At 42.1% G+C, this 24,069-nt stretch carries 20 protein-coding genes and 1 tRNA gene; 15 read left to right on the forward strand and 6 right to left on the reverse strand.

All coding sequences use genetic code 11. The features are described from left to right. Positions 1 to 311: 311 nt before the first annotated feature. Together DWW10_RS23375 and DWW10_RS23380 are read right to left on the reverse strand one after the other, a co-directional pair. Positions 312 to 1,262, reverse strand: a complete 951-nt coding sequence (locus DWW10_RS23375) for a tyrosine-type recombinase/integrase (protein WP_022392228.1) — start codon at positions 1,260 to 1,262, stop codon at positions 312 to 314. Between the two features lie 107 nt (positions 1,263 to 1,369). Continuing rightward, the gene (locus DWW10_RS23380) at positions 1,370 to 2,917 is read right to left on the reverse strand and encodes an ATP-binding protein (protein ID WP_022392227.1); all 1,548 of its coding nucleotides are present in this window, start codon (positions 2,915 to 2,917) and stop codon (positions 1,370 to 1,372) included. A gap of 161 nt (positions 2,918 to 3,078) precedes the next feature. Here DWW10_RS23380 and sppA point away from each other — a divergent pair, with 161 nt between their 5' ends. From sppA to DWW10_RS23405, 5 genes are all read left to right on the forward strand, one after another. Next, complete coding sequence (gene sppA / locus DWW10_RS23385; RefSeq protein WP_022392226.1) at positions 3,079 to 4,848, forward strand: signal peptide peptidase SppA; 1,770 nt, start codon at positions 3,079 to 3,081, stop codon at positions 4,846 to 4,848. Positions 4,849 to 4,860: 12 nt separating this feature from the next. Further along, a complete protein-coding gene (gene lpxK / locus DWW10_RS23390; protein WP_022392225.1) occupies positions 4,861 to 5,964 on the forward strand; it encodes a tetraacyldisaccharide 4'-kinase in 1,104 nt (367 codons plus the stop codon). Beyond that, positions 5,921 to 6,730 (forward strand): purine-nucleoside phosphorylase, encoded by an 810-nt coding sequence (locus DWW10_RS23395; RefSeq protein WP_022392224.1) that lies wholly within the window; start codon positions 5,921 to 5,923, stop codon positions 6,728 to 6,730. Before lpxK ends, DWW10_RS23395 begins: the two co-directional genes overlap by 44 nt. A gap of 2 nt (positions 6,731 to 6,732) precedes the next feature. Then, a complete protein-coding gene (thiL, locus tag DWW10_RS23400; RefSeq protein WP_022392223.1) occupies positions 6,733 to 7,800 on the forward strand; it encodes a thiamine-phosphate kinase in 1,068 nt (355 codons plus the stop codon). 132 nt (positions 7,801 to 7,932) lie between these two features. Then, positions 7,933 to 8,005: transfer RNA gene (locus DWW10_RS23405), tRNA-Phe, on the forward strand. Between the two features lie 57 nt (positions 8,006 to 8,062). On the opposite strand, the gene DWW10_RS23410 is transcribed toward DWW10_RS23405, so the two are convergent. Further along, complete coding sequence (locus tag DWW10_RS23410; protein WP_118422283.1) at positions 8,063 to 8,338, reverse strand: zinc ribbon domain-containing protein; 276 nt, start codon at positions 8,336 to 8,338, stop codon at positions 8,063 to 8,065. Positions 8,339 to 8,378: 40 nt separating this feature from the next. Then, positions 8,379 to 8,816 carry a VOC family protein gene (locus DWW10_RS23415; protein WP_022394025.1) on the reverse strand — a complete coding sequence of 146 codons (438 nt, stop codon included), beginning with the start codon at positions 8,814 to 8,816 and terminating at the stop codon, positions 8,379 to 8,381. 268 nt (positions 8,817 to 9,084) lie between these two features. Between DWW10_RS23415 and DWW10_RS23420 the strand changes: the two genes are divergently transcribed. Next, positions 9,085 to 11,088: an ATP-binding protein gene (locus DWW10_RS23420; RefSeq protein ID WP_022394024.1), complete on the forward strand. Its 2,004-nt coding sequence runs from the start codon at positions 9,085 to 9,087 to the stop codon at positions 11,086 to 11,088. A 12-nt stretch (positions 11,089 to 11,100) separates the two neighbouring features. Here the strand turns inward: DWW10_RS23420 and DWW10_RS23425 are convergent, their stop codons facing one another. Beyond that, entirely contained in the window at positions 11,101 to 12,396 is a 1,296-nt protein-coding gene (locus DWW10_RS23425; RefSeq protein WP_118422284.1) for an MATE family efflux transporter, read from the reverse strand. Between the two features lie 324 nt (positions 12,397 to 12,720). Between DWW10_RS23425 and DWW10_RS23430 the strand changes: the two genes are divergently transcribed. Both DWW10_RS23430 and DWW10_RS23435 read left to right on the forward strand, forming a co-directional pair. After that, positions 12,721 to 14,349 (forward strand): glycoside hydrolase family 43 protein, encoded by a 1,629-nt coding sequence (locus DWW10_RS23430; RefSeq protein WP_022394022.1) that lies wholly within the window; start codon positions 12,721 to 12,723, stop codon positions 14,347 to 14,349. 103 nt (positions 14,350 to 14,452) lie between these two features. Further along, positions 14,453 to 15,220, forward strand: a complete 768-nt coding sequence (locus tag DWW10_RS23435) for a response regulator transcription factor (RefSeq protein WP_022394021.1) — start codon at positions 14,453 to 14,455, stop codon at positions 15,218 to 15,220. A 19-nt stretch (positions 15,221 to 15,239) separates the two neighbouring features. Here DWW10_RS23435 and DWW10_RS23440 read toward each other — a convergent pair whose 3' ends face one another. After that, a complete protein-coding gene (locus DWW10_RS23440; protein ID WP_022394020.1) occupies positions 15,240 to 15,824 on the reverse strand; it encodes a nucleotidyltransferase domain-containing protein in 585 nt (194 codons plus the stop codon). A gap of 137 nt (positions 15,825 to 15,961) precedes the next feature. Here DWW10_RS23440 and DWW10_RS23445 point away from each other — a divergent pair, with 137 nt between their 5' ends. The 7 genes from DWW10_RS23445 to bioC all read left to right on the forward strand — a co-directional run bounded on the left by DWW10_RS23445 (position 15,962) and on the right by bioC (position 24,068). Then, positions 15,962 to 18,034 (forward strand): HelD family protein, encoded by a 2,073-nt coding sequence (locus tag DWW10_RS23445; protein WP_022394019.1) that lies wholly within the window; start codon positions 15,962 to 15,964, stop codon positions 18,032 to 18,034. 93 nt (positions 18,035 to 18,127) lie between these two features. Beyond that, positions 18,128 to 18,565: a PepSY-like domain-containing protein gene (locus tag DWW10_RS23450; protein ID WP_022394018.1), complete on the forward strand. Its 438-nt coding sequence runs from the start codon at positions 18,128 to 18,130 to the stop codon at positions 18,563 to 18,565. Positions 18,566 to 18,678: 113 nt separating this feature from the next. Then, on the forward strand, positions 18,679 to 19,125 hold the full coding sequence (locus DWW10_RS23455) for a hypothetical protein (protein ID WP_022394017.1): 447 nt from the start codon (positions 18,679 to 18,681) through the stop codon (positions 19,123 to 19,125). 14 nt (positions 19,126 to 19,139) lie between these two features. Beyond that, entirely contained in the window at positions 19,140 to 21,398 is a 2,259-nt protein-coding gene (gene bioA, locus DWW10_RS23460; RefSeq protein WP_022394016.1) for an adenosylmethionine--8-amino-7-oxononanoate transaminase, read from the forward strand. Further along, positions 21,395 to 22,549, forward strand: a complete 1,155-nt coding sequence (locus tag DWW10_RS23465) for an 8-amino-7-oxononanoate synthase (protein WP_022394015.1) — start codon at positions 21,395 to 21,397, stop codon at positions 22,547 to 22,549. Before bioA ends, DWW10_RS23465 begins: the two co-directional genes overlap by 4 nt. A gap of 80 nt (positions 22,550 to 22,629) precedes the next feature. Then, positions 22,630 to 23,328, forward strand: a complete 699-nt coding sequence (locus DWW10_RS23470) for a pimeloyl-ACP methyl esterase BioG family protein (protein ID WP_118422286.1) — start codon at positions 22,630 to 22,632, stop codon at positions 23,326 to 23,328. Continuing rightward, a complete protein-coding gene (gene bioC / locus DWW10_RS23475) occupies positions 23,313 to 24,068 on the forward strand; it encodes a malonyl-ACP O-methyltransferase BioC (protein WP_118422287.1) in 756 nt (251 codons plus the stop codon). Before DWW10_RS23470 ends, bioC begins: the two co-directional genes overlap by 16 nt. The last annotated feature ends 1 nt before the right edge of the window (position 24,069 follow it).

Consider the following 24,069-nt stretch of genomic DNA (forward strand, 5'->3'; position numbering starts at 1 on the left):
GTTATAGGAATACGGCGGGCGTCTAAAGAGCAGAATACGCAAAAATAAAGCGTAGAATATCACAGGTCCATGTTGAAGGTGAAACGTGGAAAGGAGAATTTATGTGTTTTCTCATAGCCGATAAGCCGGTAATATGTCGATTTATAATTTGTCTTGGTTGTTTGAGTCGTGTTTTCAGTTAAATATCAGTCAAAATTATTATTTATAATTTGTTTTTATTAAAAATTTAATATCTTTGCAGCAAGATTATACATCCGTTACTTACGAAGTAATGCCTTCTGCATACCGTTACTTACGAAGTAACAGCAAATTCAAGCTCCACTCCACACTTTTTTTCTTCCAGTAGAAATGTAATCAATTATCATCCGGTTTGCTTTTTCAAGTTCATCTCCTCCAAAACTTTTCAGATAGGTACGAGTAACTTCCAGTGAGGAATGTCCCAATCCTTCGGAAATGATTTCTTCCGGCACTTGGCAGTACTTGGCAAGTGTAGCCCATGTATGGCGTGCGGTGTATGAGCTGACTTTCACCCCTTCTACCCCACACAGTCCGGGAAGTTTGGACAGTTGCAGGTTTAAATCGCGAAGTTTCCCCTGATATTCTTCGAAAGCTTCTTTTTCCGAACAAGTGCCACTCAGGATATTAAGAAGATAAGGAGAATCTGCTTTATGGTTACGGTAGCGTTCAATCAGTCTCATAGCTTCGGGAAGCACCTTCACACATAGTTCCGTACCTGTCTTCTGGCGATGACAAGTCAGCAAAGTATCATTCAGGTCCGCTTTATGCAGATGCGCCAGGTCAGTATAAGGCATCCCTTGCAACAGTACCATCAATGAAAGAATGTCTTGCGCTTGACGAACCTTCGGCGGTAGCTGTCGGCTTCGGGGCGTATGCACCAGCTTCTGCATCTGTGAAGCTGTAACTGCCAGCTTTTTTTCCGAAACCACTCCTGTCTTCAGGTTTGCAAACAGACGGAATTCACCCGCCACCAATCCACGGTCCACTGCCCTATTGTAAACCGCACGCAGCGCACGGATATAAGTAGAGATAGTGTTGTAACTCTTCTGCAAATCTTCCAGATAAGTCTGGAAGCGATGCAAAGCCCCCCTGTTCAGACCTCCCCAGAAGATTTCACCACCTCCCACGGATTGGGTAAATGCCCGCAGGGCATACTTGTAGATATTAGCAGTGGCGAAACGCCCCTCCTGCTGCAACTCTACAATGACTTCATTCATGAAGCCGGTTAAACTGTTTTGTTTCATAATCAATTGTATTAAAAATAAAAAGCACCACACGAACAATGTCGTGCAGTGCTATGTTTAAAATGATAGGATGTATCTGTCGATTCTTATGATTTTCTCTTAAAATGTTATTTTATGATCCATTGTTCTATGTTCCTGGTACGATTACTAAAGTTCACCCCAATTTTAAATAACTTACGGGAATCGGATTCAAAAGGTAGAGCATATTGTTTTTCTTCTATTTGCCGCAATGCTTCTTCGGCAGTACCTTCGAGCTTGAATTCCATAACATAGATATACTTATCTGTTTTCAGCACCAAGTCTATACGTCCCTCAGATGTATGATACTCTGCTTCCGTATAGAAGCCTACCAACTTGAAGATTATAAACAGCACATTCTGATAATGAAGTTCCAGGTCACTGACAAGCTCATAAGGAGTATCGGCAAAGAAACTTTGCAAACGACGGAAGAAAGCATCGGGTTGCCCACTCTCTACTTCACGAACAAACTTTTGTATCTCAAACGGAGCTTCCGCTTTGTTAACCCTTGCATAGAATGGCATTAAAAACCTTATAAACCCTTCTTCGACTTCTCTATTCGGGAACCCCAAACTGTAGGTGCCGAAACGAGAATTGTATCCCTTAATTGTCAAATATCCGCTTTGATAAATCACAGGTATGGGACTATCATCATCATAGATACTATTCAAGACATCCACACTGGTTTCTTCGTGAGTCATCTGCTCCAGATCATAATGATTATGCTTCAGCAATTCTACGAGATAAGTAGGTGTCCCGGTCTCAAACCAATAACTACCAAACTTCATTTTATAAAAGGTATTCAGTACACTGAAAGGATTGTAGATCCCTTCAGAATCTTCTACAAAATGGTAGCCATCGTAACACTTCTTCAACTCGACACAAACTTGTTCATACGTCATCTTTTGTACCGTTGCCAGTTCATGCAAATCTTCTTCCAGATTATCATGCACTTCTTTCTCCGTTAATCCACAAATAGAGACGAACGGCTCATCCATAGAGATGTCATTCAGGTTATTCAAGTCACTAAAGACACTGATTTTACCAAATTTAGTTACTCCCGTCAGCAGAGCAAACCGGATACATCTGTCCATCGTCTTGAGTACACCATAAAAAGGTTTCAGGGTATTACGAAATTCGGTCTGAAGCTCTTTGTCTCCAATAGCCTGCAACATAGGCTTGTCATACTCGTCAACAAGGATAACAACACCTTCGCCGGTTTGCTTGTAAGCCCGCTCCACTACACCTGCAAAGCGCAGAGCAAGAGTTACCTCACCCGCACCGGTACCATAAATGGCTTCCCACTCTAACAATGCCTTATTCAGAATATCGTCAAGGCTGTGGGGCGCATCATATTTCCCGATATTGAGGTCCAGATGCAAAATCGGATGTTTTTTCCATTCTTTCTCCAACTGTTCCAAAGCAAGTCCTTCAAAAAGTTCGCGTGCACCCGAGAAGTAAGCCTCTAAAGTAGACAAAAGCAGACTCTTGCCAAAACGCCGCGGCCGACTCAAAAAGTAATAGCTACCAGTCTGCACTAATCTGTAGATCAGTGCCGTCTTATCAACATAAAAGTAACCGTTTTTACGAATCTTCTCAAAACTTTGTATGCCGATCGGATAGATTTTATTACCCATGATTTGTTCTCCTTTTAACGTTAAACGACACAAAGATAATAATGTTTTGTGATAGACAGTGTGACAAAATGAAAAACCTTGCGACAGATAGGGTAAATATCAATTCAATTATTTATCTTTGTTAGCTTTTATAAGTTAGCATACAAAAAACAATAACTACAATGAAAGAATTTTTTAAATTTACGCTTGCCACCATCACAGGTATTATCGTGTCATGCGTTGTGTTGTTTTTCGTCAGCATCCTGATACTGTTTAGTATGCTGTCTTCGTCGGAGTCTGAAACACAAGTACGCAAGAACTCTGTGATGATGCTCGACATGAGAGGTATGCTCTCTGAACGCAGTCAGGACAATCCGTTCGACATGTTCCTGAGTGAAGATGAAACCACTTATGGTTTGGATGACATTCTGTCGTCTATCCAGAAGGCTAAGGATAACGAAAACATCAAAGGTATTTATCTGCAGGCCGGTTCAATGGGCGCAGGTTTTGCTTCCATAGAAGAAATACGCAAAGCACTGGCTGACTTCAAGACCAGCGGTAAATTCGTAGTAGCTTACGGCGACCAATATTCACAGCGTCTGTATTACCTGGCAAGTGTAGCGGACAAGGTGATGCTGAATCCACAAGGTTCAATCGGCTGGTATGGTCTGGCTTCTACTCCGGTTTTCTACAAGGATTTGTTGTCTAAGATTGGTGTGGAAATGCAGGTATTCAAAGTAGGTACTTACAAATCGGCTGTAGAACCGTTTATCTCTACCGAAATGAGCCCGGCCAACCGCGAACAGGTAACTGTATTTCTGGATGGCATCTGGGGACAAATGTTGGGCGACATCTCCGAATCAAGAGGCGTAAGCAAGGAGAAGCTGAACGAAGCTGCCGACAAGATGCTGATGTTCTACCCTGCAGAAGACTGCGTGGAATATGGACTTGCAGACACCTTAATATATAAGAATGATGTACGCAACTATCTGAAAACTCTGATAGGCATAGATAAAGATGATCGTATGCCGGTACTGACTCTGAAAGATATGGTAAACGTAAAGAAAAACGTTCCGAAAGATAAGAGTGGAAACATTGTTGCCGTGTACTATGCGTATGGTGCCATTGATAGCGGAAGTTCATATGCTGATAGCGAAAATGGAATCAACTCTGAAAAGGTGATCCGCGACTTGCGCAGACTGAAAGAAGACGAAGACGTGAAAGCGGTAGTGCTGCGTGTGAACTCTCCGGGTGGTAGCGCTTTCGGTTCGGAACAAATATGGTATGCAGTGACCGAGTTGAAAAAAGAAAAACCGGTAATTGTATCTATGGGGGACTATGCTGCATCAGGCGGATACTATATTTCTTGTAACGCAGACAGCATCGTAGCTGACCCGACCACGCTGACGGGTTCCATCGGTATCTTCGGTATGTTCCCCAACGTGAAGGGGCTGACAGACAAGATCGGTCTTTCATTTGACGTTGTGAAGACAAATACATATTCTGACTTCGGAATGATGGGACGTGCACTGAATGATGGTGAAAAGGCTTTGATGCAAAATATGGTGAACGAGGGTTATGAACTGTTCGTGAAACGTTGTGCAGAAGGACGCGGCATGACTACGGACGAAATCAAGAAGATTGCCGAAGGTCGTGTGTGGACAGGCGCCAAAGCCAAAGAACTGGGCTTGGTAGACGAACTGGGCGGACTGGACAAAGCATTGGAAATGGCTATCGCAAAAGCCGGACTGGATGCTTACACCGTAATGTCTTACCCCGGCAAGAAGAGTTTCTTCGAAACGCTGATGGATACGAATCCGGGTGGATATATCCAATCTCGTATGCTGAAAGGCAAAGTAGGTGAACTTTACAATCAGTTCGATTGGCTGAATAACTTTGAGAATTACGATAAGATTCAGGCACGCGTTCCGTTCGAGTTGAACATCAATTAAAGAAAGGAGTGGATGGAAGAACCGCTGGTTAAGATACACTATTGGCTATACCCCGTCTCGTGGATTTACGGGATGGGAGTATACCTGAGAAATAAACTCTTTGATTGGGGATATTACCAGTCAAAGAGTTTTGACGTACCTGTGGTATGTGTCGGAAACCTCGCTGTAGGCGGAACAGGCAAGACGCCACACACGGAGTATCTTATCAAGCTGTTGCAACAGACAGGAGCGAACGTTGCCATGCTGAGCCGCGGTTATAAACGGAAAAGCAAGGGATATGTGCTGGCTACGGAAGAAACAGACGTAAAGAGCATCGGCGACGAACCGTATCAGATAAAAACCAAATTCCCGGATATCCGGGTGGCTGTAGACGAAAATCGTTGTCATGGCATCGAACAACTAATGAAGTTGGACAATCCCAAAGTGGATGTGGTGTTACTGGACGACGCTTACCAGCACCGGCATGTAAAAGCCGGTCTGAATATACTGCTGACTGATTTTCACAGGTTGTTCTCAGATGACACCCTGCTTCCGGCAGGACGATTGCGTGAACCGGAAGACGGTAAAAACCGGGCGCATATCGTGATCGTAACCAAATGTCCGGAGGATATCAAGCCTATAGATTTCAATATCATCACGAAAAGGCTGAAACTGTACCCATACCAACAACTTTATTTCTCCTCATTCCGATACGGAGCACTGACACCGCTTTTCGGCAAGAAGCGGAGAACACTCACATCACTGGAAAAAGACGAACAGGTGTTGCTGGTTACAGGAATCGCTTCGCCCGCACCCTTGGTGGAAAAACTGGAAGCATATACGCCGCATGTGAACATATGTCAGTTTGACGATCACCATGATTTCAGTAACAAGGATCTGCAAATGATCAAGGAACGCTTCGAGCGTATGGAAGGAAATAAGAAGCTGATAATCACAACAGAAAAGGATGCGACAAGGCTGCAACATCATCCGGCATTGGCCGAAGCTTTGAAACCGTATCTATACGTTTTGCCTATTGAAATAGAATTTTTACAAAATCAACAACATATATTTAACCAAAATATTATTGGCTATGTTAGAGCTCATTCAAGAAACAGCAGCTTACCTAAAAGGTAAAATGCACACACAACCAGAGACAGCAATTATCCTCGGAACCGGTTTAGGCAGTCTCGCCACCGAAATCACTGAGAAGTATGAAATAAAATATGAGGAAATCCCAAACTTCCCCGTATCGACGGTAGAAGGACACAGCGGAAAGCTTATATTCGGAAAGTTAGGCAACAAAGATATCATGGCAATGCAGGGACGCTTCCATTACTACGAGGGTTACTCGATGAAAGAAGTAACATTCCCCGTACGTGTGATGCGTGAACTGGGAATCAAAACCCTGTTCGTTTCAAATGCCAGTGGTGGTACGAATCCTGATTTTGAAATCGGTGACCTGATGATTATTACGGATCATATCAATTACTTCCCGGAACATCCGTTGCGTGGCAAGAACATTCCGTATGGCCCACGTTTCCCGGATATGAGTGAGGCGTATGACAAAGAGCTGATCCGTAAGGCGAATGCTATTGCAGCAGAAAAAGGAATTAAGGTGCAACACGGCGTATATGTCGGTACGCAAGGTCCGACGTTTGAAACCCCTGCCGAATATAAATTATTCCATATCTTCGGTGCGGATGCAGTAGGTATGTCTACAGTGCCGGAAGTGATTGTTGCCAATCATTGTGGCATCAAAGTGTTCGGTATCTCCGTAATTACCGACCTCGGTGTGGAAGGTAAGATTGTGGAAGTAACGCACGAGGAAGTACAGAAAGCTGCCGATGCTGCACAACCGAAGATGACGGAAATTATGAGAGAATTGATAAACAGAGCGTAATCATGAGAACAGAAATATCAAGCCTCGGTGAGTTCGGTCTTATCCGCCGCCTTACCGAAGGCATTGAACTGAAGAATGAATCAAGTAAGTACGGTGTAGGCGACGATGCCGCCGTGCTCTCCTATCCTACCGAAAAGCAGGTTTTGATTACTACCGACTTGCTGATGGAAGGTGTACATTTCGATTTGATTTATGTCCCACTGAAACATTTAGGCTATAAGGCGGCTGTCGTGAACTTCTCCGACATCTATGCCATGAACGGTACCCCGAAGCAGATAACGGTTTCCCTGGCTCTCTCCAAGCGCTTCTCCGTAGAAGATATGGAGGAGCTATATGCAGGCATCCGCCTGGCATGTGAGGAGTACGACGTGGATATCGTAGGTGGTGACACTTCTTCCTCGCTTACAGGACTGGCAATCAGCATCACTTGTATTGGTGAGGCAGATAAGGATAAGGTTGTCTACCGGAATGGTGCCAAAGAGACTGATCTGGTTTGTGTGACCGGTGACTTGGGTGCGGCATATATGGGTCTACAGCTATTGGAACGCGAAAAGGTGGCATTAAAAGGGAAGACTGATGTGCAGCCTGATTTCTCTGGAAAAGAGTATCTTCTGGAACGCCAGCTAAAACCGGAGGCACGTCGTGATATCATCGAGAAATTAGCGGAAGAAGGGATTCAACCCACTTCCATGATGGATATCTCAGACGGTTTATCTTCTGAATTGCTGCATATCTGTACGCAAAGTAAAGTAGGCTGCCGCGTTTACGAAGAGCATATTCCTATCGACTACCAGACAGCTGTCATGGCAGAGGAGTTCAACATGAATCTGACTACATGTGCACTGAACGGTGGTGAGGATTATGAATTGCTATTCACCGTCCCCATCTCTGACCACGAGAAGATTTCTGAAATGGAGGATGTGAAGCTGATCGGTCATATCACGAAACCGGAACTGGGTTGTGCTTTGATTACCCGCGATGGTCAGGAATTTGAGCTGAAAGCCCAAGGCTGGAACCCGCTGAAAGACGAAACGACCGAAAATGCAGAAGCAGAAAAGGGAGAAGAATAAAAAAACACTTTTTTTATTAAATTATAAACGCTGATACTTAGCCACATAGGCAATTATCAGCGTTTTTTATCTCCAAAGCCCTTGCACAGTCCAAAAGTTTCACTACCTTTGCAACCGCAAAAGAGAAACAATGGTGCCATAGCTCAGTTGGTAGAGCAAAGGACTGAAAATCCTTGTGTCCCCGGTTCGATTCCTGGTGGCACCACTCTTAAGAAAAAGCGTTGTAAATTATTGATTTACAACGCTTTTTTATTTGATTGATTCATTCCTTACTTTTCCACCTCTTCAACCCCGGAAAAAATCCCCTCATTTTAATCAGTGCTTCCTGCTCATTAAAGCCAGGATCATCCTTGAAGATTTCTTTCATATGCTTCAAACTGATATCAATCATGCCCTCCATACTGATATCCCCTGTAAATGCTCCGTCTTTAAAGCAATAGATACAATACTCGTTCATAAGAGAGCCGTCCTTATTCGTCGCTATATCTTCTTTCTTCGTGAGCGGCATACCACAGCTCTGACAATACATTTCTTCCATACTTATTCTATTGGTATTTAATTTTCAATATATTAGGTGTCTAACCTACATTCTTACGGGCATTTATCAACCAGTTAACGCCAAACTTATCGGTAAACATCCCAAAATAATCTCCCCAATGTGCTTCACTCATAGGCATTGTCACGCGGCCATCTGTTGATAGCCCGGCAAACAATCTATCTGCCTCTTCCCTATTATCAGCTTCTATATATAAAGAGAAGTTGTTACCGAAAACTGTATTTTGCGCCATATAACCGCAAACATCCGCGCCCATCAAAACGGTTTCCTTTGCAATAGGCAAACAGATATTCTCTATTTTATTTTTCTCGCCCTCAGGAATCGGAGGCATACCATCCTGCTGAGGAATATCTCCATATCTGCCCACAAAAGTAAATTCTACACCAAAAGCTGATTTATAAAAATTGAATGCTTCTTCGCAATTGCCATTAAAGAGAAGGTAAAAATTGATTTTTGCCATTTAGTTACGTTTTTAAGTATTAAGTCTATAAAGATTTATATGACATTTATCGTCATTTCACAAATATAAGAATTTCTCTCTGATTCACAAGAACGACCCACTCCAAAACGCAATAAAACAGAATTTTATTGCAAAACCTGACGTATTCAGAAGGTAAATAAACAAGGTAAAAATATTAAAGTTAACCCTCTAAAATTATTTTTCTCAAACAATGGAAAATCACGAAAAAAAGCAGTAGATTTGCGCCATTACAAAGTAGCAACATATTATGCGACATTTACTAACTACTATATTTATACTTATTAGCTCGACCGCGCTTGCCTCCAATCTGACCCAGGCAGCAGATAGTCTTCTAGGTGTTTTAAAAAACACCCAATCTCCCGAGCAGAGAGTCCAAATATATAGAAATCTGGCAGACATATACTCGGAAAGCCCTGAAGCCAGAACCTATCTATTGAAGATGTATCAGGAAGCATCAACAATCAATGACAGAAAGAGCATGTTAAATGCACTTGATGACATTCTGACTACCGGAATCTATGATTACAATAAAGATACGATAGCCAAATATACCAAACTTTTTGAAAAAATAGCAACTGAAGAAGAACTTAAAAGTTTATTGCCTTTTTATCGTATGCGTACTTTCGATTCGCGGTGCTACTCCGGAGAAAGAGACAAAGCCATCAAAGAAGAAATAAGTTCTCAAAATTCAAAGGCAAATGGAAAAGAAGACATTTACAATCAGGTAGTATCAGCTTATAATATGGGCACAAGTTTCTATATGAGCGACCAATATGCAAAGGCAATTCCTTATTTGGATAAGGCTATGAAACTTGCAGAATCACTCCCCGAAAAAGACAAATATATCTATAAGAAATTCATTACCTGGAGGGTGTGTTTTACATATGGCCAGACCGGAAAGGGTAAAGAGGCTGTGAAAATCATGGAACAGCTCATTAATATGGTAGAACATAAATATAGAACTGATTACCAAAAACAACGACCATTCTATAATATAGACCCATATCTTCTTCAGTACTATTCATTTTTGATTAGTAGTTTGCCGTATTTAACATTGGAGCAAGAAAAAACATACTGGAAACGTATTCAAAAAATTGGCAAGAATTTGACCAATGACCTGGATAAATATAATTATTATCTTTGTGCCAATAACTATTATTCCAATAATCATACAGAAAAAGATTATTATAAAGCAATAGCAGCCAATGATAGCCTTATTAAGTTTGCTACTACATTAGCCCCATTGAATTTGCCGGGACTATACAATATCAATTCAATGACTTATGAAGCAGTCAAAGATTATCAGAATGCACTGAAATATCTGAAGATTTCACATCAGATTCAAGACTCACTGAGTACGGAAGCTACACACAAGCAACTCAATGAATTGCAGGTAAAGTATGATATGAATGCACTCAATAATGAGAAGACTATGCTGGAAATTAAGAATAAGAAGACCATGCTTACTTCTCTCAGCATTTTATTGATAATCGTAGTCGCCATCTGTACCTATTTATATTTCTCCTGGAAAAAAGAGAAAAGGATGAAGATGGAACTGAAAGCCTTACATCTCAAAGCACAGGAAAGCGAAAAGATGAAGCAATCGTTCATCAACTCCATTTGTCACGAGATACGTACTCCGCTCAACGCTATTGTCGGATTCTCCGATCTGATCATGAATGAAGAGATAGATGCGGAAATGCGAAAAGAGTTTCCTCCGGAAATTCAAAAGAATACAGTATTGCTGACAAGTCTCATTAACAGCATGTTGGAAGTTGCAAATCTGGATGTTTCAGAAGAAAAGCTCCCATGCAAACCCATAGATCTTAAGAATATCTGTGTACATGAAATGAAGCAGCTTAAGAAAAAGGAAGGTATAGAATATAAATTAGAGATTACAGAAGAGAGTATGATTATTCCAAGCAATGCTCAATACCTGACGCAGGTTATTGAACATTTGCTGAGTAATGCCAATAAATTCACAGAAAAAGGCCAGATCACTTTAGGATATAGAGTGAATCAATCAAAAGAGGAAATCTCAATATATGTCAGCGATACCGGTTGCGGAATCCCGCAAGAGAAGCATGAAGAAGTATTCAATCGATTCTCCAAGCTTGACACTTTTATGCCCGGCAATGGACTGGGATTGTATCTCTGCCGGCTCATCACAAAACGACTTGCCGGAGAGATAAAAATAGATCCTGCATATAAGGAAGGTACACGGATGATTGTTACTCTACCCATCAAATAGAGATACTGATCTTTATCGGTGCTGCTTCATTTTCAGGTATATGTAAGATTGTACACCTAATAGAATCACAAACAGATACTCAGCCGTCAGATATACCGGAAGGGTAGCTGTGAAACTATAACTCAACAGATACAGGTAAAACAGATAGAAAGCTATAGTGGATATCTGAAAAATAAATGCAATCCGGGTATTGCCTGTACCTGTAACTGCATTCATAAAGACATAGCCGGGCAGAGCAAATGTATAATTCAGTAACATTACAATAAACGGATAATGAGCAAGTTCGATCAACGCCACATTATCTGTATAGAATCCGACAATCTGCTTATTTAATAACATAGCAATAATTATCAGGGGAAAGCCAAGTGCATATCCTAATCTGAGGATTTTACCACAAAGCCGGAACATGCTTTTCCCCTCTCCCGCACCAATCAGATTACTGACCAGCGAACCGGTAGTGGCTGCAAAAGAATTGACTATCACAAAGAAAACAGTAGAAATACTCCTGATTATATTGGATACAGCCAATTGTACTTCACCCAACCGTTCAATAGCCACAAAGAAGAGAAACCACGGAGCAACACTAATGAAAGCATGCATCATGCTCCATACAGATAAATGAAAAAGTGACTTTAATAGTTTCCCATCGTAAACAAGTCTTAACCCCCAATTCCCTTTATTCATTTGCAGGAAGACGTAGATAACCAATATCAATAAAGAACCGGCTTCAGCCAGTGAAGAAGCCATTGCCGCCCCTGAAATCCCCAAATCAAAACTGAAGATAAACAAGTAATTACATGGGATATTGATAAGAACTGCCAGAGTAGCTGCCCATGATAATATTCTCGTTTTCGTGATCCCAACAAAGAAAGCGCGAAATGCAAGAAACGGAAAAGAGAATAATAGGCCGAAACATCTCCACTCCAGATAGTCGACCGCAGCTTTATAAATCTCTGGAGAATGAATAAAATACTTCAGGATAACAGGTGACAACACATAGGAAGTAAGACTTAAGAATACGGCCAATCCGCTCAGAAAGAATAGACCTTGGAAAAAGGTTTTTCCCGTTTCTTTGTATCTTTGCTCCCCGTTCCTACGGGCAATCATGACCTGCAAACCGAGACTGAAACCAAATCCCAGCATATAAATGGCCAGATAATAAACACTCGCAAGCGCAGAAGCTCCTAACTCCACTTCGCCCACATGTCCCAAAAAAATCGCATCAGTAATATTGATTAATTGCTCCATCAGAATGCTCATCATTACGGGAAAATTGATGAGCCATATTTGTTTATAGGTATAATTCATTATTCAACTAAAATAAACGCATGCCACACAACTATATACATAGCCGCATGCCACTCGATATAAAAAAATCAGATATGAAAACTCTGTGACGAACTACAGAAATCCGTCAAATAGCCGAATAGCTTTTATTGGAAGGTGCTATTCGTGAAGCGTAGCTATATACAGAGTTGGTGTTTCATAAGTTGAACAATCGTTTTATTTGAATTTCACACGGCAAATATAGGAAAAATAATCAAATAGAGCTATTTTTAGACAAATGACCACTATTCTGTTTCCCAATTTCCTCTTACATTTGCTTTCAGACTAAATAATACAAATGACAATATGAAAAAAATCTTTCTCTTCTTATTTTTTATCGGATCACTTACCGGATGGCCAATGTCGATGAAAGGCCAGAATCATGAAACAGCCACTTTTAAGAATCCTATCATCTCCGGATTTCATCCCGATCCCAGTATCTGCCGGGTAGGAAACGACTATTATCTGGTAACTTCCAGCTTCGAATGGTTTCCCGGAATTCCTGTCTTCCACAGTAAAGACCTGATGCATTGGCAGCAAATAGGATATGTACTGAATCGTCCTTCGCAACTACAAATGAAAGACGGATTGAGGCATTCAAACGGACTATGGGCTCCTACCATCCGCTACCATCAGGGTAAGTTCTATGTCATTTGTACGGCTCAGCAAGCCGGTGGTAATTTCTATGTCACTGCCGACAGGCCGGAAGGCCCTTATTCAGAACCTGTCTTTCTAACCGATGCTCCGGGTATCGACCCATCTCTCTTTTTTGATGAAGATGGCACTTGCTGGTATATGGGTTCCATCAATGACACGCCGGAACAGGACAAATACCTGAATGAAGACCGCATCTATCTGCAACAACTGGATTTAAAACAAGGTAAACTTATCGGAGAGCGTCACATTCTGACCAGTGGACATGCTATCAATGCTCCTTACTGCGAAGCTCCACACATCTATAAAATCAACCATAAATATTATCTGGTAGTTGCCGAAGGGGGTACTTGGGAAAATCATGCTGTAAGTGTATTTACTGCTGATAAAATAACCGGACCTTACACACCGGGATATGCCAATCCGGTATTAACGCACCGGCACTTAGGAAAGAACATCGATATCACAACCATAGGGCATGCCGATTTGGTACAGACTCCTCAGGGAGATTGGTGGGCAGTAATGCTGGGAGTTCGCCCGCTCGAAGGTTATACCATGTTGGGACGTGAAACCTTTCTCACTCCCGTAAGCTTTCAGGATGGATGGCCTGTTTTCAATCCGGGAGTAGGACGTGTACTTGCTACTGAAAAAGCTACCGGATTAACCCCTGTAGTATTTAAGAAAGAACCGGTAAGAGACGAATTTGATGAGGATTCATTGCGTTTCTGTTGGAACTTTCTGCGAACACCTTTTGAAAAATGGTATCAACTGGAAAATGGCAAGCTGATTATTAATGTACGTCCTAATTCCGTCAGTGAAGACACCAACCCTTCTCTGATAGCACGCCGCATTGAGCATTTCAACTTCACGGCACAACTAAGTATGGAGTTTAATCCACGTAAGCAAGAGGAAGCCGGCATGATTGTTTTACAAAATGGAAGTCATCATTATAAAGTCGTTCTTTGCAAAGACTCAAACCGCAATGTAATCAAATTAGTGAAAAGAGAAGGAGGAAAAGAAGAAACTTTAGCTAACATTCAATGGAAAACAAAGAAGTGTTTCATCAAACTTGTAGCACAGGGATTGGATTATCAATTTTATATAGGCGATTCTGAAGAAAATATGCAGGCATTGGGCAGCAAACAAGATGCAAGCCTCAATAGCTCCAACAAAGCAGGTGGTTTTATAGGACCTTTCATTGGGATGTATGCCAGCAGCAACGGAGAAAAATCAACCAATAAAGCCTACTTTGACTTCTTTGAATATCAAAGTAATGAATAATCACGCATAACTTTAAAATATAGGGAAAATAATAAAAAAGCAGGATAGACATGCAAGGATAAACAGTTACTTGTTATACTTTTGCAATAAAGAACTATCCTGTATGAAACCAACCGACATTACAAGAGAGGAAATGTGGGCCAGACAGAATTTATCTGCTGCCGATATTGACTATAGCATCTGGGAGCGTGATAAATTAATGCTCCACCAGATGTCTCGCCTTAACCAGAGCTGTACCTTTGTGGTGGATGTATATAAGTTCAGATATGCCTTTGCCTCCTCTAACTTTGTGGACTTACTGGGGTATGACAGCCATAAGATAGCTACATTGGAGAGACAGGGAGATTATCTGGAATCCCGCATCCACCCCGATGACCAACAACAATTGCAAGCCTTACAGATTCGGTTAAGTCAATTCATTTATAGTCTGCCTCCTGAGCAGAGGAATGATTATTCCAATATCTACAGTTACCGGGTACGAAATGCCAAGCAGCAGTATGTACGGGTTATCAGCAGGCAACAGGTTTTAGAAAAAGACAGTACCGGAAAAGCATGGCTCATACTTGGAAGCATGGATATCGCACCGAATCAAAAAGATTCGGATCAGGTAGATTGTACTGTATTAAACCTAAAGAATGGACAGACTTTCTCCCCTACCTTACTTACGAATCCGCGAATCCATTTGACACAGCGTGAACTGGAGATTTTACAGCTTATCCAAAAGGGGTTGTTGAGTAAAGAAATAGCTCATAATCTCTGCATCAGTATTCATACGGTTCATATTCACCGGCAAAACCTATTGCATAAATTAGGAGTACAAAATTCGATAGAGGCTATCAATGCAGGATTGGAGTTTGGGTTACTAATCTAACCCGAAAGGAATACTTAGTTTACGGCATCCAAGTCATAACGCCTGTAACCGGGTGTTGAATTCTCCATTCCATGAATTCCTCATAACTGCGTATGCCATCGCGGATAACAGCCATATAATATTCTATTCCCATAATCTTTTCAGATTCAGGCGTCTCATATTTCAGTTTTAAAATAGCATACTTTGTTTCTTCAGTCAGAACAGCAGAAAGCCGTTCGGCAAACTTTTCAAAATAGCCGTCATACCGGGAACCTTCCAGAATATGAATCATATCAATCTGCCAAAGCTCATTATCCGCATCACGATACCAGGCATGCCACTCCACACATTCTCCCTCAGTATCCAACAGATTCTTATGTTCCATCTTCATAAAAGATTTATTCTCTGTAAATTTTACCATTGCCTGAAAACTGTCAGACAAACTAAACTGTGGGGTATAAATATGAAAATCAATATCCAGGTGTTTCATCAGTAACCCCGTATTCAAGGAACCTACGAGATTTACTCTGGCACCCACACTTTCCCAAGTCGGGATGATTTTTGTGTCTTCTATTATTTTCCAGGCTTTCTGCTGATTTCGCCTGGCAAGATCAAGGATATCCATATTTTTTCTTTTGAAATGACTTGCAAATGTAGAAAAAAGGATGGATATATAGCTATAAATAGCTATTTAATAATCTGACAATTTGGACTAACTTTGCCACCCTTTCTAAACTTTTCAACTAAAAAATTAAAAGAACTATGACATTTTATCAAACAGAGCAACAAGAAAAAGTACACTTGCAACAAGTCATCAGTATCATAAATGATACGATTCATAACACTGATACTTCGGTCAAAGAACATGTAGAAACCTTACAGGAATATAAAGATTATATCTGGTCGAACAAAGATATTGATCCTCATGAAATCCGTTCTATGCGCGAGAGTATCCTCAATCATTTTGCACTGGGTGAAAGTGTGATTGATAAACGCAGGCGGCTGGGCAGGATACTGGACATTCCTTATTTCGGAAGGATAGATTTTAAAGAAAAGAAAAACGGTGCCAACATTCTACCTATTTATATAGGTATACACACATTTTATGATTCGCAAAGCAAGATGAATCTGATATACGACTGGCGGGCTCCCATCTCCAGTATGTTCTACGATTATGAACTGGGAGAAGCAACTTACACCTCTCCCACCGGTGAAATCAGTGGAGATGTTTCGCTCAAACGTCAGTATCGCATCCGCAAAGGAAAAATGGAGTACATGATAGAAAGTTCGCTGACGGTTCACGATGAAATTCTCCAAAAAGAACTCAGTAGTAATGCAGATGATAAAATGAGGAATATCGTTACTACCATCCAGCGGGAGCAGAACCGGATTATTCGCAATGAGGAAGCCCATATATTGATTATCCAAGGAGTTGCCGGATCGGGCAAAACGTCCATTGCTTTACATCGCATCGCTTACCTGCTCTATACACTGAAAGGGGATATATCTTCAAAAGACATACTGATAATCTCGCCTAATAAGGTTTTTGGCGATTACATCTCGAATGTCCTTCCCGAGTTAGGAGAAGAAAGTGTGCCTGAAACCAGTATGGAACAGATTCTTTCGGGAGTTCTTGAAAACAAATACAAATACCAGAGCTTCTTTGAACAGGTAACGGAATTACTAGGGAAAACAACTCAGAGTTTTATAGAACGGATAAAATATAAATCCTCTTTCGAATTCATTTCACAGCTTGACAAGTTTATTCTCTATATGGAAAATAACTGTTTCAAAGCTACAGATGTAAAACTCACCAGGCACATCACTATTCCGGCTGAATATATTGAAGAGCAATTCAGACGCTTCAACCGTTATCCCATGCGTCAACGATTCGAGGCAATGACGGATTATATCCTGGAAATGATGAAAGTACAATACTACTTTACGGTTACCACCGCCGACAGGAATCTGTTGAAGAAAGAAATAAAGAAAATGTTTGCAGGTAACAATGATCTTCAGGTTTATAAAGAGTTCTTTGAATGGATTGGGAAACCCGAACTATTCAAATTACGGAAAAACAGAATACTGGAATATACTGACCTGGCCCCTTTAACCTATTTACATCTGGCTTTAGATGGGAATATTACCCAATGCCGTGTCAAGCATCTTTTGATAGACGAGATGCAGGATTACTCTCCGATTCAGTACAAAGTTATCCAGAAACTTTATCCCTGCCGGAAAACAATTCTTGGAGATGCCTCCCAGTCTGTTAATCCTTATGGTTCGTCAACTGCCGGGATGATCAGAAAAGCATTTACTATGGGCAAAGTAATGAAGCTCTGCAAAAGTTACCGTTCTACATTTGAGATTACGGATTTTGCACAAAAAATTCAAACGAATAATGAATTGGAACCCGTCATGCGACATGGTGAATTTCCTTCAGTCCTACGATTCGAGAATACAGAAAAGGAAAGCTCCGGTATTATCGACCTGATTTCATCCTTCAAACAATCCGGTTATAAGTCACTCGGAATAGTCTGTAAAACTGAAGCACAAGCGAAAGAACTGGCAGAAAGCCTACAAATATATACTGCCGAAGTTTATTTTCTATCCAATCAAAGCTCCGCTTTTATGAAGGGTATCATCGTTACCTCATCTCACATGGCAAAAGGATTGGAATTTGATGAAGTTATCATTCCTTATGTCAATGACAAAAACTATAACTCAGCTATTGATAAAAGTATGCTCTATGTGGCCGTAACAAGGGCAATGCATAAATTGACACTAACTTACAATGGAAAACTGAGTGAATTCGTTCCTGCTTTTAAACTTTAAAAAAGAAATTTATTCCAGTTTCTTTCCAGATTCTCCTTCTATATTTGCAATATCATAATAAACCAAAGTATTAATTATTAAAAATAGAAGAATATGAAAAAGTTAGTTTTGTTATTAGTATGTATGTTCACGATGCATACAATGGTTATGGCGGATAATGATAAACCCATCCAAGTCAATCAACTCCCAGCAAAGGCTCAGACTTTCCTCAACACTTATTTTAAAGATCACAAAGTAGCATTGGCGAAACAGGAAACGGAATTGTTCTACAAGAGTTACGATGTAGTCTTCACCAATGGAGAAAAAGTTGAATTCGATAAGGCGGGAGAATGGACAGAAGTTAAATGCCAGCAGAATGAAGTTCCTGCACAAATCATCCCGGAAGCTATCCGCACTTATGTAAAGACTAACTATCCGGATGCTAAGATCATACAGATAGAGAAAGATAAGAAAGAATATGAAGTGAAGCTGTCTAGCCGTTGGGAAATCAAGTTCGATTCGAAGATGCGGGTAATTGATATCGATGACTAAATAAAACAGAGTTATCTGCGAGAAGTCGCACAAACGAAAATATTTTTGTTACATTTGCAGCCGATTAACAAAAATAATACCGGCTATCGGTTCAATACCGATAGCCCAATATCATGAGGAAAAGACGACTTTATAGAACGACTATACGCTTCCGGAAATGGAGTCGGAAAGCCTATGCTGCATTTGCCAGTCTGGGCCGTTGTGTCACTATTGGTTGTCTGCCCAAAAATGTGGCAGATTGTTCTCTTTCCAAACAAAATTCCGGAACATCGGCCGGCTACAAAAGCGGCGGACAAAACCTGGAAGATACAGATAACGGTAAAGGACAGGAAACGGATATAGGCATACCGCTGGGATGTGAAAACGGATTGGGGACAATGCTTGAAATCTTCGGTTTCAAAGGATTGCTGCCTGTATTGTGTCCGACTACCATCGGTCCTGAAGGGAAAAAAGATATAAACACTATTATAAATAAGAGTGGAACACAAATGACGCGGATCATGCAAATGCTGTTTTCAGATTTGCACGACCCGCGTCATTTGTGTTTTGTATTCTCCTAAAACAACGTAAGAATATGACAGTAGAAGAATTGAAAAACAAAGTACTGCAAGATGTACCCATCACACAGGCAGAAGCAGAATGGCTGGCTACACAGCCGGATAAGGAAGGCCTTTATGAAGCGGCACACGAGATTACGACCGCACGGGCATCACAGGAATTTGATATGTGTTCCATCATCAATGCAAAATCCGGCCGCTGCCCTGAGAATTGCAAATGGTGTGCCCAATCATCACACTATAAGACAAAAGCGGATGTTTACGATCTGGTGGATAAGGAGGAATGCCTGCGTCATGCACTACACAACGAATCACAAGGCGTGGCACGCTTCTCATTGGTAACCAGTGGACGGAAACCTTCAGGAAAGAATATAGAAAAACTGTGTGAAGCAGCACGCTATATGAGGCAAAAAAGTTCCATTCAACTCTGTGCTTCACTGGGATTACTGAACGAAGACGAACTACGTGCTTTGTATACAGCAGGCGTGACGCGCTACCACTGTAATTTGGAAACTGCCCCAAGCCACTTCCCTACCCTATGCAGCACACATACGCAGGAAGAAAAACTACAGACACTGGCAGCCGCCCGCCGCGTAGGAATGGATATCTGTTGCGGCGGTATCATCGGTATGGGGGAGACAGCTAAACAACGAATTGAATTCGCCTTTACATTGAGAGATTTGAAAGTACCTTCCATTCCCCTGAATCTGTTGCAACCCATCCCGGGAACACCGCTGGAAAACCAAACTCAACTGACAGAAGAAGAAGTGCTGACCACCATTGCTTTGTTCCGTTTCATCAATCCGACAGCTTATCTGCGATTTGCAGGCGGACGTTCTCAGTTGACAAAAGAAGCTGTGAAAAAATCCTTGTTCATAGGTGTGAACTCCGCCATCGTGGGAGATTTGCTGACTACTCTCGGATCTAAAGTTTCGGAAGACAAAGCGCTGATAGAAGATGCGGGATATCGTTTCAGCGACTCACAATTCGACAGGGAACATTTATGGCATCCTTATACATCGACCACTAACCCGCTCCCTGTATATAAAGTGAAACGCGGAGACGGGGCAACCATTACGCTGGAAAACGGACAGGTGCTCATAGAAGGCATGTCTTCCTGGTGGTGTATGGTGCACGGATACAATAACCCGATACTGAATCAGGCTCTCCGGGAGCAAACGGAAAAGATGTCACACGTCATGTTCGGTGGACTGACACATGACCCAGCCATAGAACTGGGCAAATTACTGTTGCCACTTGTACCGCCATCCATGCAAAAGATATTTTATGCAGACTCAGGTTCGGTAGCTGTGGAGGTAACTATGAAAATGGCTGTACAGTATTGGTATGCCATGAGTCAGTCAGCTCCGGATCGGGCACATCTGGCTAAAAAAAGTAATTTTGTGACCATTCGGCGCGGTTATCACGGAGATACCTGGAATGCAATGTCCGTATGCGATCCCGTAACTGGAATGCATTCCCTGTTCGGTTCGGCATTACCGGTACGGTACTTTTCTTCCCGTCCGCAATCACGGTTCGATGGCGACTGGGATGCGGATGATGCACTGGAACTGCTGGATATTATAGAAAAACATCATGAAGAACTGGCAGCACTGATTCTGGAACCCATCGTTCAGGGTGCAGGCGGCATGTGGTTCTATCATCCGCAATTCTTGCGGGAAGCTGCCAGAATATGCAAGGAATATAATATATTACTGATCTTTGATGAAATAGCCACTGGATTCGGGCGTACAGGCAAGATGTTTGCTTGGGAATATGCAGGCGTGGAACCGGATATTATGTGCATAGGAAAAGCACTGACAGGTGGATACATGACCCTGTCCGCAGTGCTGACCAGGAATGAAGTGGCGGATGCGATTTCCAATCACGCACCGGGAGCTTTCATGCACGGCCCCACATTTATGGGAAACCCACTGGCATGTGCGGTGGCATGCGCCTCCATACGCTTGCTGACTTCACCCGAATATGACTGGCAGGGAAAAGTGAACCGCATTGAAGAACAGTTGTGGCGTGAACTGGAACCAGCACTACTACTTCCGCAGGTAGCAGATGTCCGTGTATTGGGTGCCATCGGAGTGATTGAAGTACAAGACCCGGTAGACATGGCCTGGATGCAGAAACGATTTGTGGAAGAAGGCATTTGGGTACGCCCCTTTGGAAAACTGGTATACATCATGCCACCGTTTATCATAGAACCGGAGCAGTTGACAAAGCTGACAAGTGGATTGTTGAAGATTATAGGAGAAATGGAATGAGTATAATAGAGCAAATGCAGCAGGAGCTGCAAGAACTGAAAGAGAGCAGTAATCTGCGGACATTGCCCGACCTGATCCATGAAGGACGGGATGTGATCGCAAACGGACAGCGAATGCTAAATCTTTCCTCTAATGATTATCTGGGACTGGCTGCAGACCGGACCTTACGGGAAGAGTTTCTACAAGAACTGACAGCCGACAGTTTTTTGCCAACATCTTCCTCATCACGTCTATTAACAGGTAACTTCACCATCTATAAGGAACTGGAACAGACGCTCGCAGAACTCTTCGGAACTGAAGCAGCACTGGTTTTCAACAGTGGTTATCACGCTAATACAGGTATTCTACCTGCCGTGAGCGATGTGCAGACTCTGATACTGGCAGATAAACTGGTACACGCAAGCCTGATTGACGGTATTCGACTTTCGACAGCAAAATGTATCCGTTACCGGCACAATGATCTGAAACAACTGGAACGATTACTGGCTGAAAATCATGCGGTATACAGACAGGTGATTATTGTCACCGAAAGCATTTTCAGCATGGACGGAGATATAGCCGATCTGAAAGAACTGGTACGACTGAAACATATGTATGAGAATGTGTTACTCTACGTGGATGAAGCACACGCTTTCGGAGCGCGGGGTGAACAAGGACTGGGTTGCGCTGAAGAAGCCGGATGTATTCGGGAGATTGATTTTCTGGTAGGGACTTTTGGCAAAGCAGCCGCATCAGCTGGAGCATATATCGTTTGCCAGCACACCATCCGGGAGTATCTGGTGAACAGGATGCGGACACTTATTTTTACAACAGCTCTTCCTCCGGTAAATATCGCATGGACTTTGTTTGTGGTGCGGCGATTGGCTGAATTCAGGGAGCGAAGAATGCATTTAGAAAATATCAGTAATATCCTTCGCGAAGCTTTAAAAGAAAAAGGATATACTTGTCCGAGTGGCAGTTATATAGTACCGATGATTGTAGGGAAAAGCTCAGACACGATTCTGAGGGCGGAAGAGTTACAGCGACATGGGTTTTATGCCTTGCCGGTGCGGCCTCCTACAGTTCCGGAGGGGACATCACGCATTCGTTTTTCGTTGACGGCGGAGATAAGGGAAGAAGAAATCAGGGAATTGATAAAAATAATTATATAGATACACGGACGACGCGGATGAAACGGACGAACACGGATTTTGATTTTTATCCGCGTACCTTCTAAAAAACATACAGGATTATGAAACAAGTTTATATAATAAAAGGCGGGCATCGCCGACTGTTACTATTCTTTGCAGGATGGGGAGCCGATGAAACACCATTCAAAGATTATCAACCTGCGGACAGTGATTATATGCTCTGTTACGATTACCGGACACTGGATTTTGATGCTTCATTGCTGAAAGGATATCAGGAGATCAATGTCATCGGTTGGTCAATGGGTGTATGGGCTGCATCTCGGGTAATGGATAAATTACAGGAAACAGATACATCTCTCATAATCAAAAATAGTATAGCCATTAACGGCACTCCCTATCCTATTGATGATACATGCGGCATTCCATCCGCTATTTATCACGGAACCCTGGAAGGACTGACAGGGCCTTCCCTGAATAAGTTTCTTAGAAGGATGTGCTTCAACGGAGAGGCATTCAAAGAGTTTCTGAACATTACTCCCAGACGGCCGTTGGAAGAACTGAAAGAAGAACTGGCAGAAATAGAGCGCATATATCTCACACAACCTACCACCTCATTCCATTGGCTACAAGCGGTAGTGGGAAGTAACGACCGTATCATTCCACCCGATAATCAACTGAATGCCTGGCGTAAAGAAGAAGAGAATAACCGGAAAAAGATACGGGTACATTATACGGAAGATGCTCATTATCAAGTTGAGTTGTTCCAACACTATTTGCAAGATATATGGACAAAAGATTGATTGCAGAACGATTTGCCCGTGCACGGGATACCTACTCACGCGAAGCACGGGTACAACAACAGGTAGCCGAGAAAATGTTACAGCTACTGACAGAGCATACTTCCCTCTTTCATCGTATCGTGGAATTTGGATGTGGTACAGGCAGTTATTCCAGGTTATTGTTGGACAAGCTGCAACCGGAATGTTTGCTGCTGAATGATCTATGTCCGGAAATGAGAGAGTGTCTTGCTGATTTGCTTCCACAAAATATGGTGCAATTCATTCCCGGAGATGCCGAAGCTCTGGACTTTCCCGAAGGAACGGATTTAATTACTTCCTGTTCTACCTTGCAATGGTTTAATGATCCGGAAGCGTTCTTCACCCGTTGTCATCGTTTCCTGTCGGAAGACGGTTATTTGGCTTTCAGTACTTTTGGCGCTGAGAATATGCGCGAAATCCGTATGCTCACCGGACATGGGCTTGAGTATCTGCCGATAGAAACGTTGAAAGAACTGCTGGCTCCTTATTTTGAGACTGTATATGCGGAAGAGGAAATTGTCTCTCTACCCTTTAATACTCCACTCCAGGTATTGCAACATCTGAAAGAAACCGGAGTAACAGGAACGGAAAAGAAAGTATGGACACGGGGACGGTTACAAACCTTCTGTAACGGATATACCGAGCAGTTCAGTCGGGAAGATGGAAACGTCACTCTGACGTACCATCCTATTTATATTGTCACACGAAAGAAAAACAAATAAA

It is taken from the genome of Bacteroides intestinalis (genome assembly GCF_003464595.1).
GTDB lineage: Bacteria > Bacteroidota > Bacteroidia > Bacteroidales > Bacteroidaceae > Bacteroides > Bacteroides intestinalis_A.

What these genes read in the sequence shown, in the direction of transcription:
- DWW10_RS23455 (WP_022394017.1), top strand. Translation starts at nt 18,679, where the DNA reads ATGAGGAAAAGACGACTTTATAGAACGACTATACGCTTCCGGAAATGG.
- DWW10_RS23450 (WP_022394018.1), top strand. Translation starts at nt 18,128, where the DNA reads ATGAAAAAGTTAGTTTTGTTATTAGTATGTATGTTCACGATGCATACA.
- thiL (WP_022392223.1), top strand. Translation starts at nt 6,733, where the DNA reads ATGAGAACAGAAATATCAAGCCTCGGTGAGTTCGGTCTTATCCGCCGC.
- DWW10_RS23430 (WP_022394022.1), top strand. Translation starts at nt 12,721, where the DNA reads ATGAAAAAAATCTTTCTCTTCTTATTTTTTATCGGATCACTTACCGGA.
- DWW10_RS23410 (WP_118422283.1), bottom strand. Translation starts at nt 8,338, where the DNA reads ATGGAAGAAATGTATTGTCAGAGCTGTGGTATGCCGCTCACGAAGAAA.
- DWW10_RS23395 (WP_022392224.1), top strand. Translation starts at nt 5,921, where the DNA reads ATGTTAGAGCTCATTCAAGAAACAGCAGCTTACCTAAAAGGTAAAATG.
- DWW10_RS23415 (WP_022394025.1), bottom strand. Translation starts at nt 8,816, where the DNA reads ATGGCAAAAATCAATTTTTACCTTCTCTTTAATGGCAATTGCGAAGAA.
- bioC (WP_118422287.1), top strand. Translation starts at nt 23,313, where the DNA reads ATGGACAAAAGATTGATTGCAGAACGATTTGCCCGTGCACGGGATACC.
- DWW10_RS23465 (WP_022394015.1), top strand. Translation starts at nt 21,395, where the DNA reads ATGAGTATAATAGAGCAAATGCAGCAGGAGCTGCAAGAACTGAAAGAG.
- DWW10_RS23440 (WP_022394020.1), bottom strand. Translation starts at nt 15,824, where the DNA reads ATGGATATCCTTGATCTTGCCAGGCGAAATCAGCAGAAAGCCTGGAAA.
- DWW10_RS23435 (WP_022394021.1), top strand. Translation starts at nt 14,453, where the DNA reads ATGAAACCAACCGACATTACAAGAGAGGAAATGTGGGCCAGACAGAAT.
- DWW10_RS23425 (WP_118422284.1), bottom strand. Translation starts at nt 12,396, where the DNA reads ATGAATTATACCTATAAACAAATATGGCTCATCAATTTTCCCGTAATG.
- DWW10_RS23445 (WP_022394019.1), top strand. Translation starts at nt 15,962, where the DNA reads ATGACATTTTATCAAACAGAGCAACAAGAAAAAGTACACTTGCAACAA.
- sppA (WP_022392226.1), top strand. Translation starts at nt 3,079, where the DNA reads ATGAAAGAATTTTTTAAATTTACGCTTGCCACCATCACAGGTATTATC.
- DWW10_RS23375 (WP_022392228.1), bottom strand. Translation starts at nt 1,262, where the DNA reads ATGAAACAAAACAGTTTAACCGGCTTCATGAATGAAGTCATTGTAGAG.
- DWW10_RS23470 (WP_118422286.1), top strand. Translation starts at nt 22,630, where the DNA reads ATGAAACAAGTTTATATAATAAAAGGCGGGCATCGCCGACTGTTACTA.
- DWW10_RS23380 (WP_022392227.1), bottom strand. Translation starts at nt 2,917, where the DNA reads ATGGGTAATAAAATCTATCCGATCGGCATACAAAGTTTTGAGAAGATT.
- lpxK (WP_022392225.1), top strand. Translation starts at nt 4,861, where the DNA reads ATGGAAGAACCGCTGGTTAAGATACACTATTGGCTATACCCCGTCTCG.
- bioA (WP_022394016.1), top strand. Translation starts at nt 19,140, where the DNA reads ATGACAGTAGAAGAATTGAAAAACAAAGTACTGCAAGATGTACCCATC.
- DWW10_RS23420 (WP_022394024.1), top strand. Translation starts at nt 9,085, where the DNA reads ATGCGACATTTACTAACTACTATATTTATACTTATTAGCTCGACCGCG.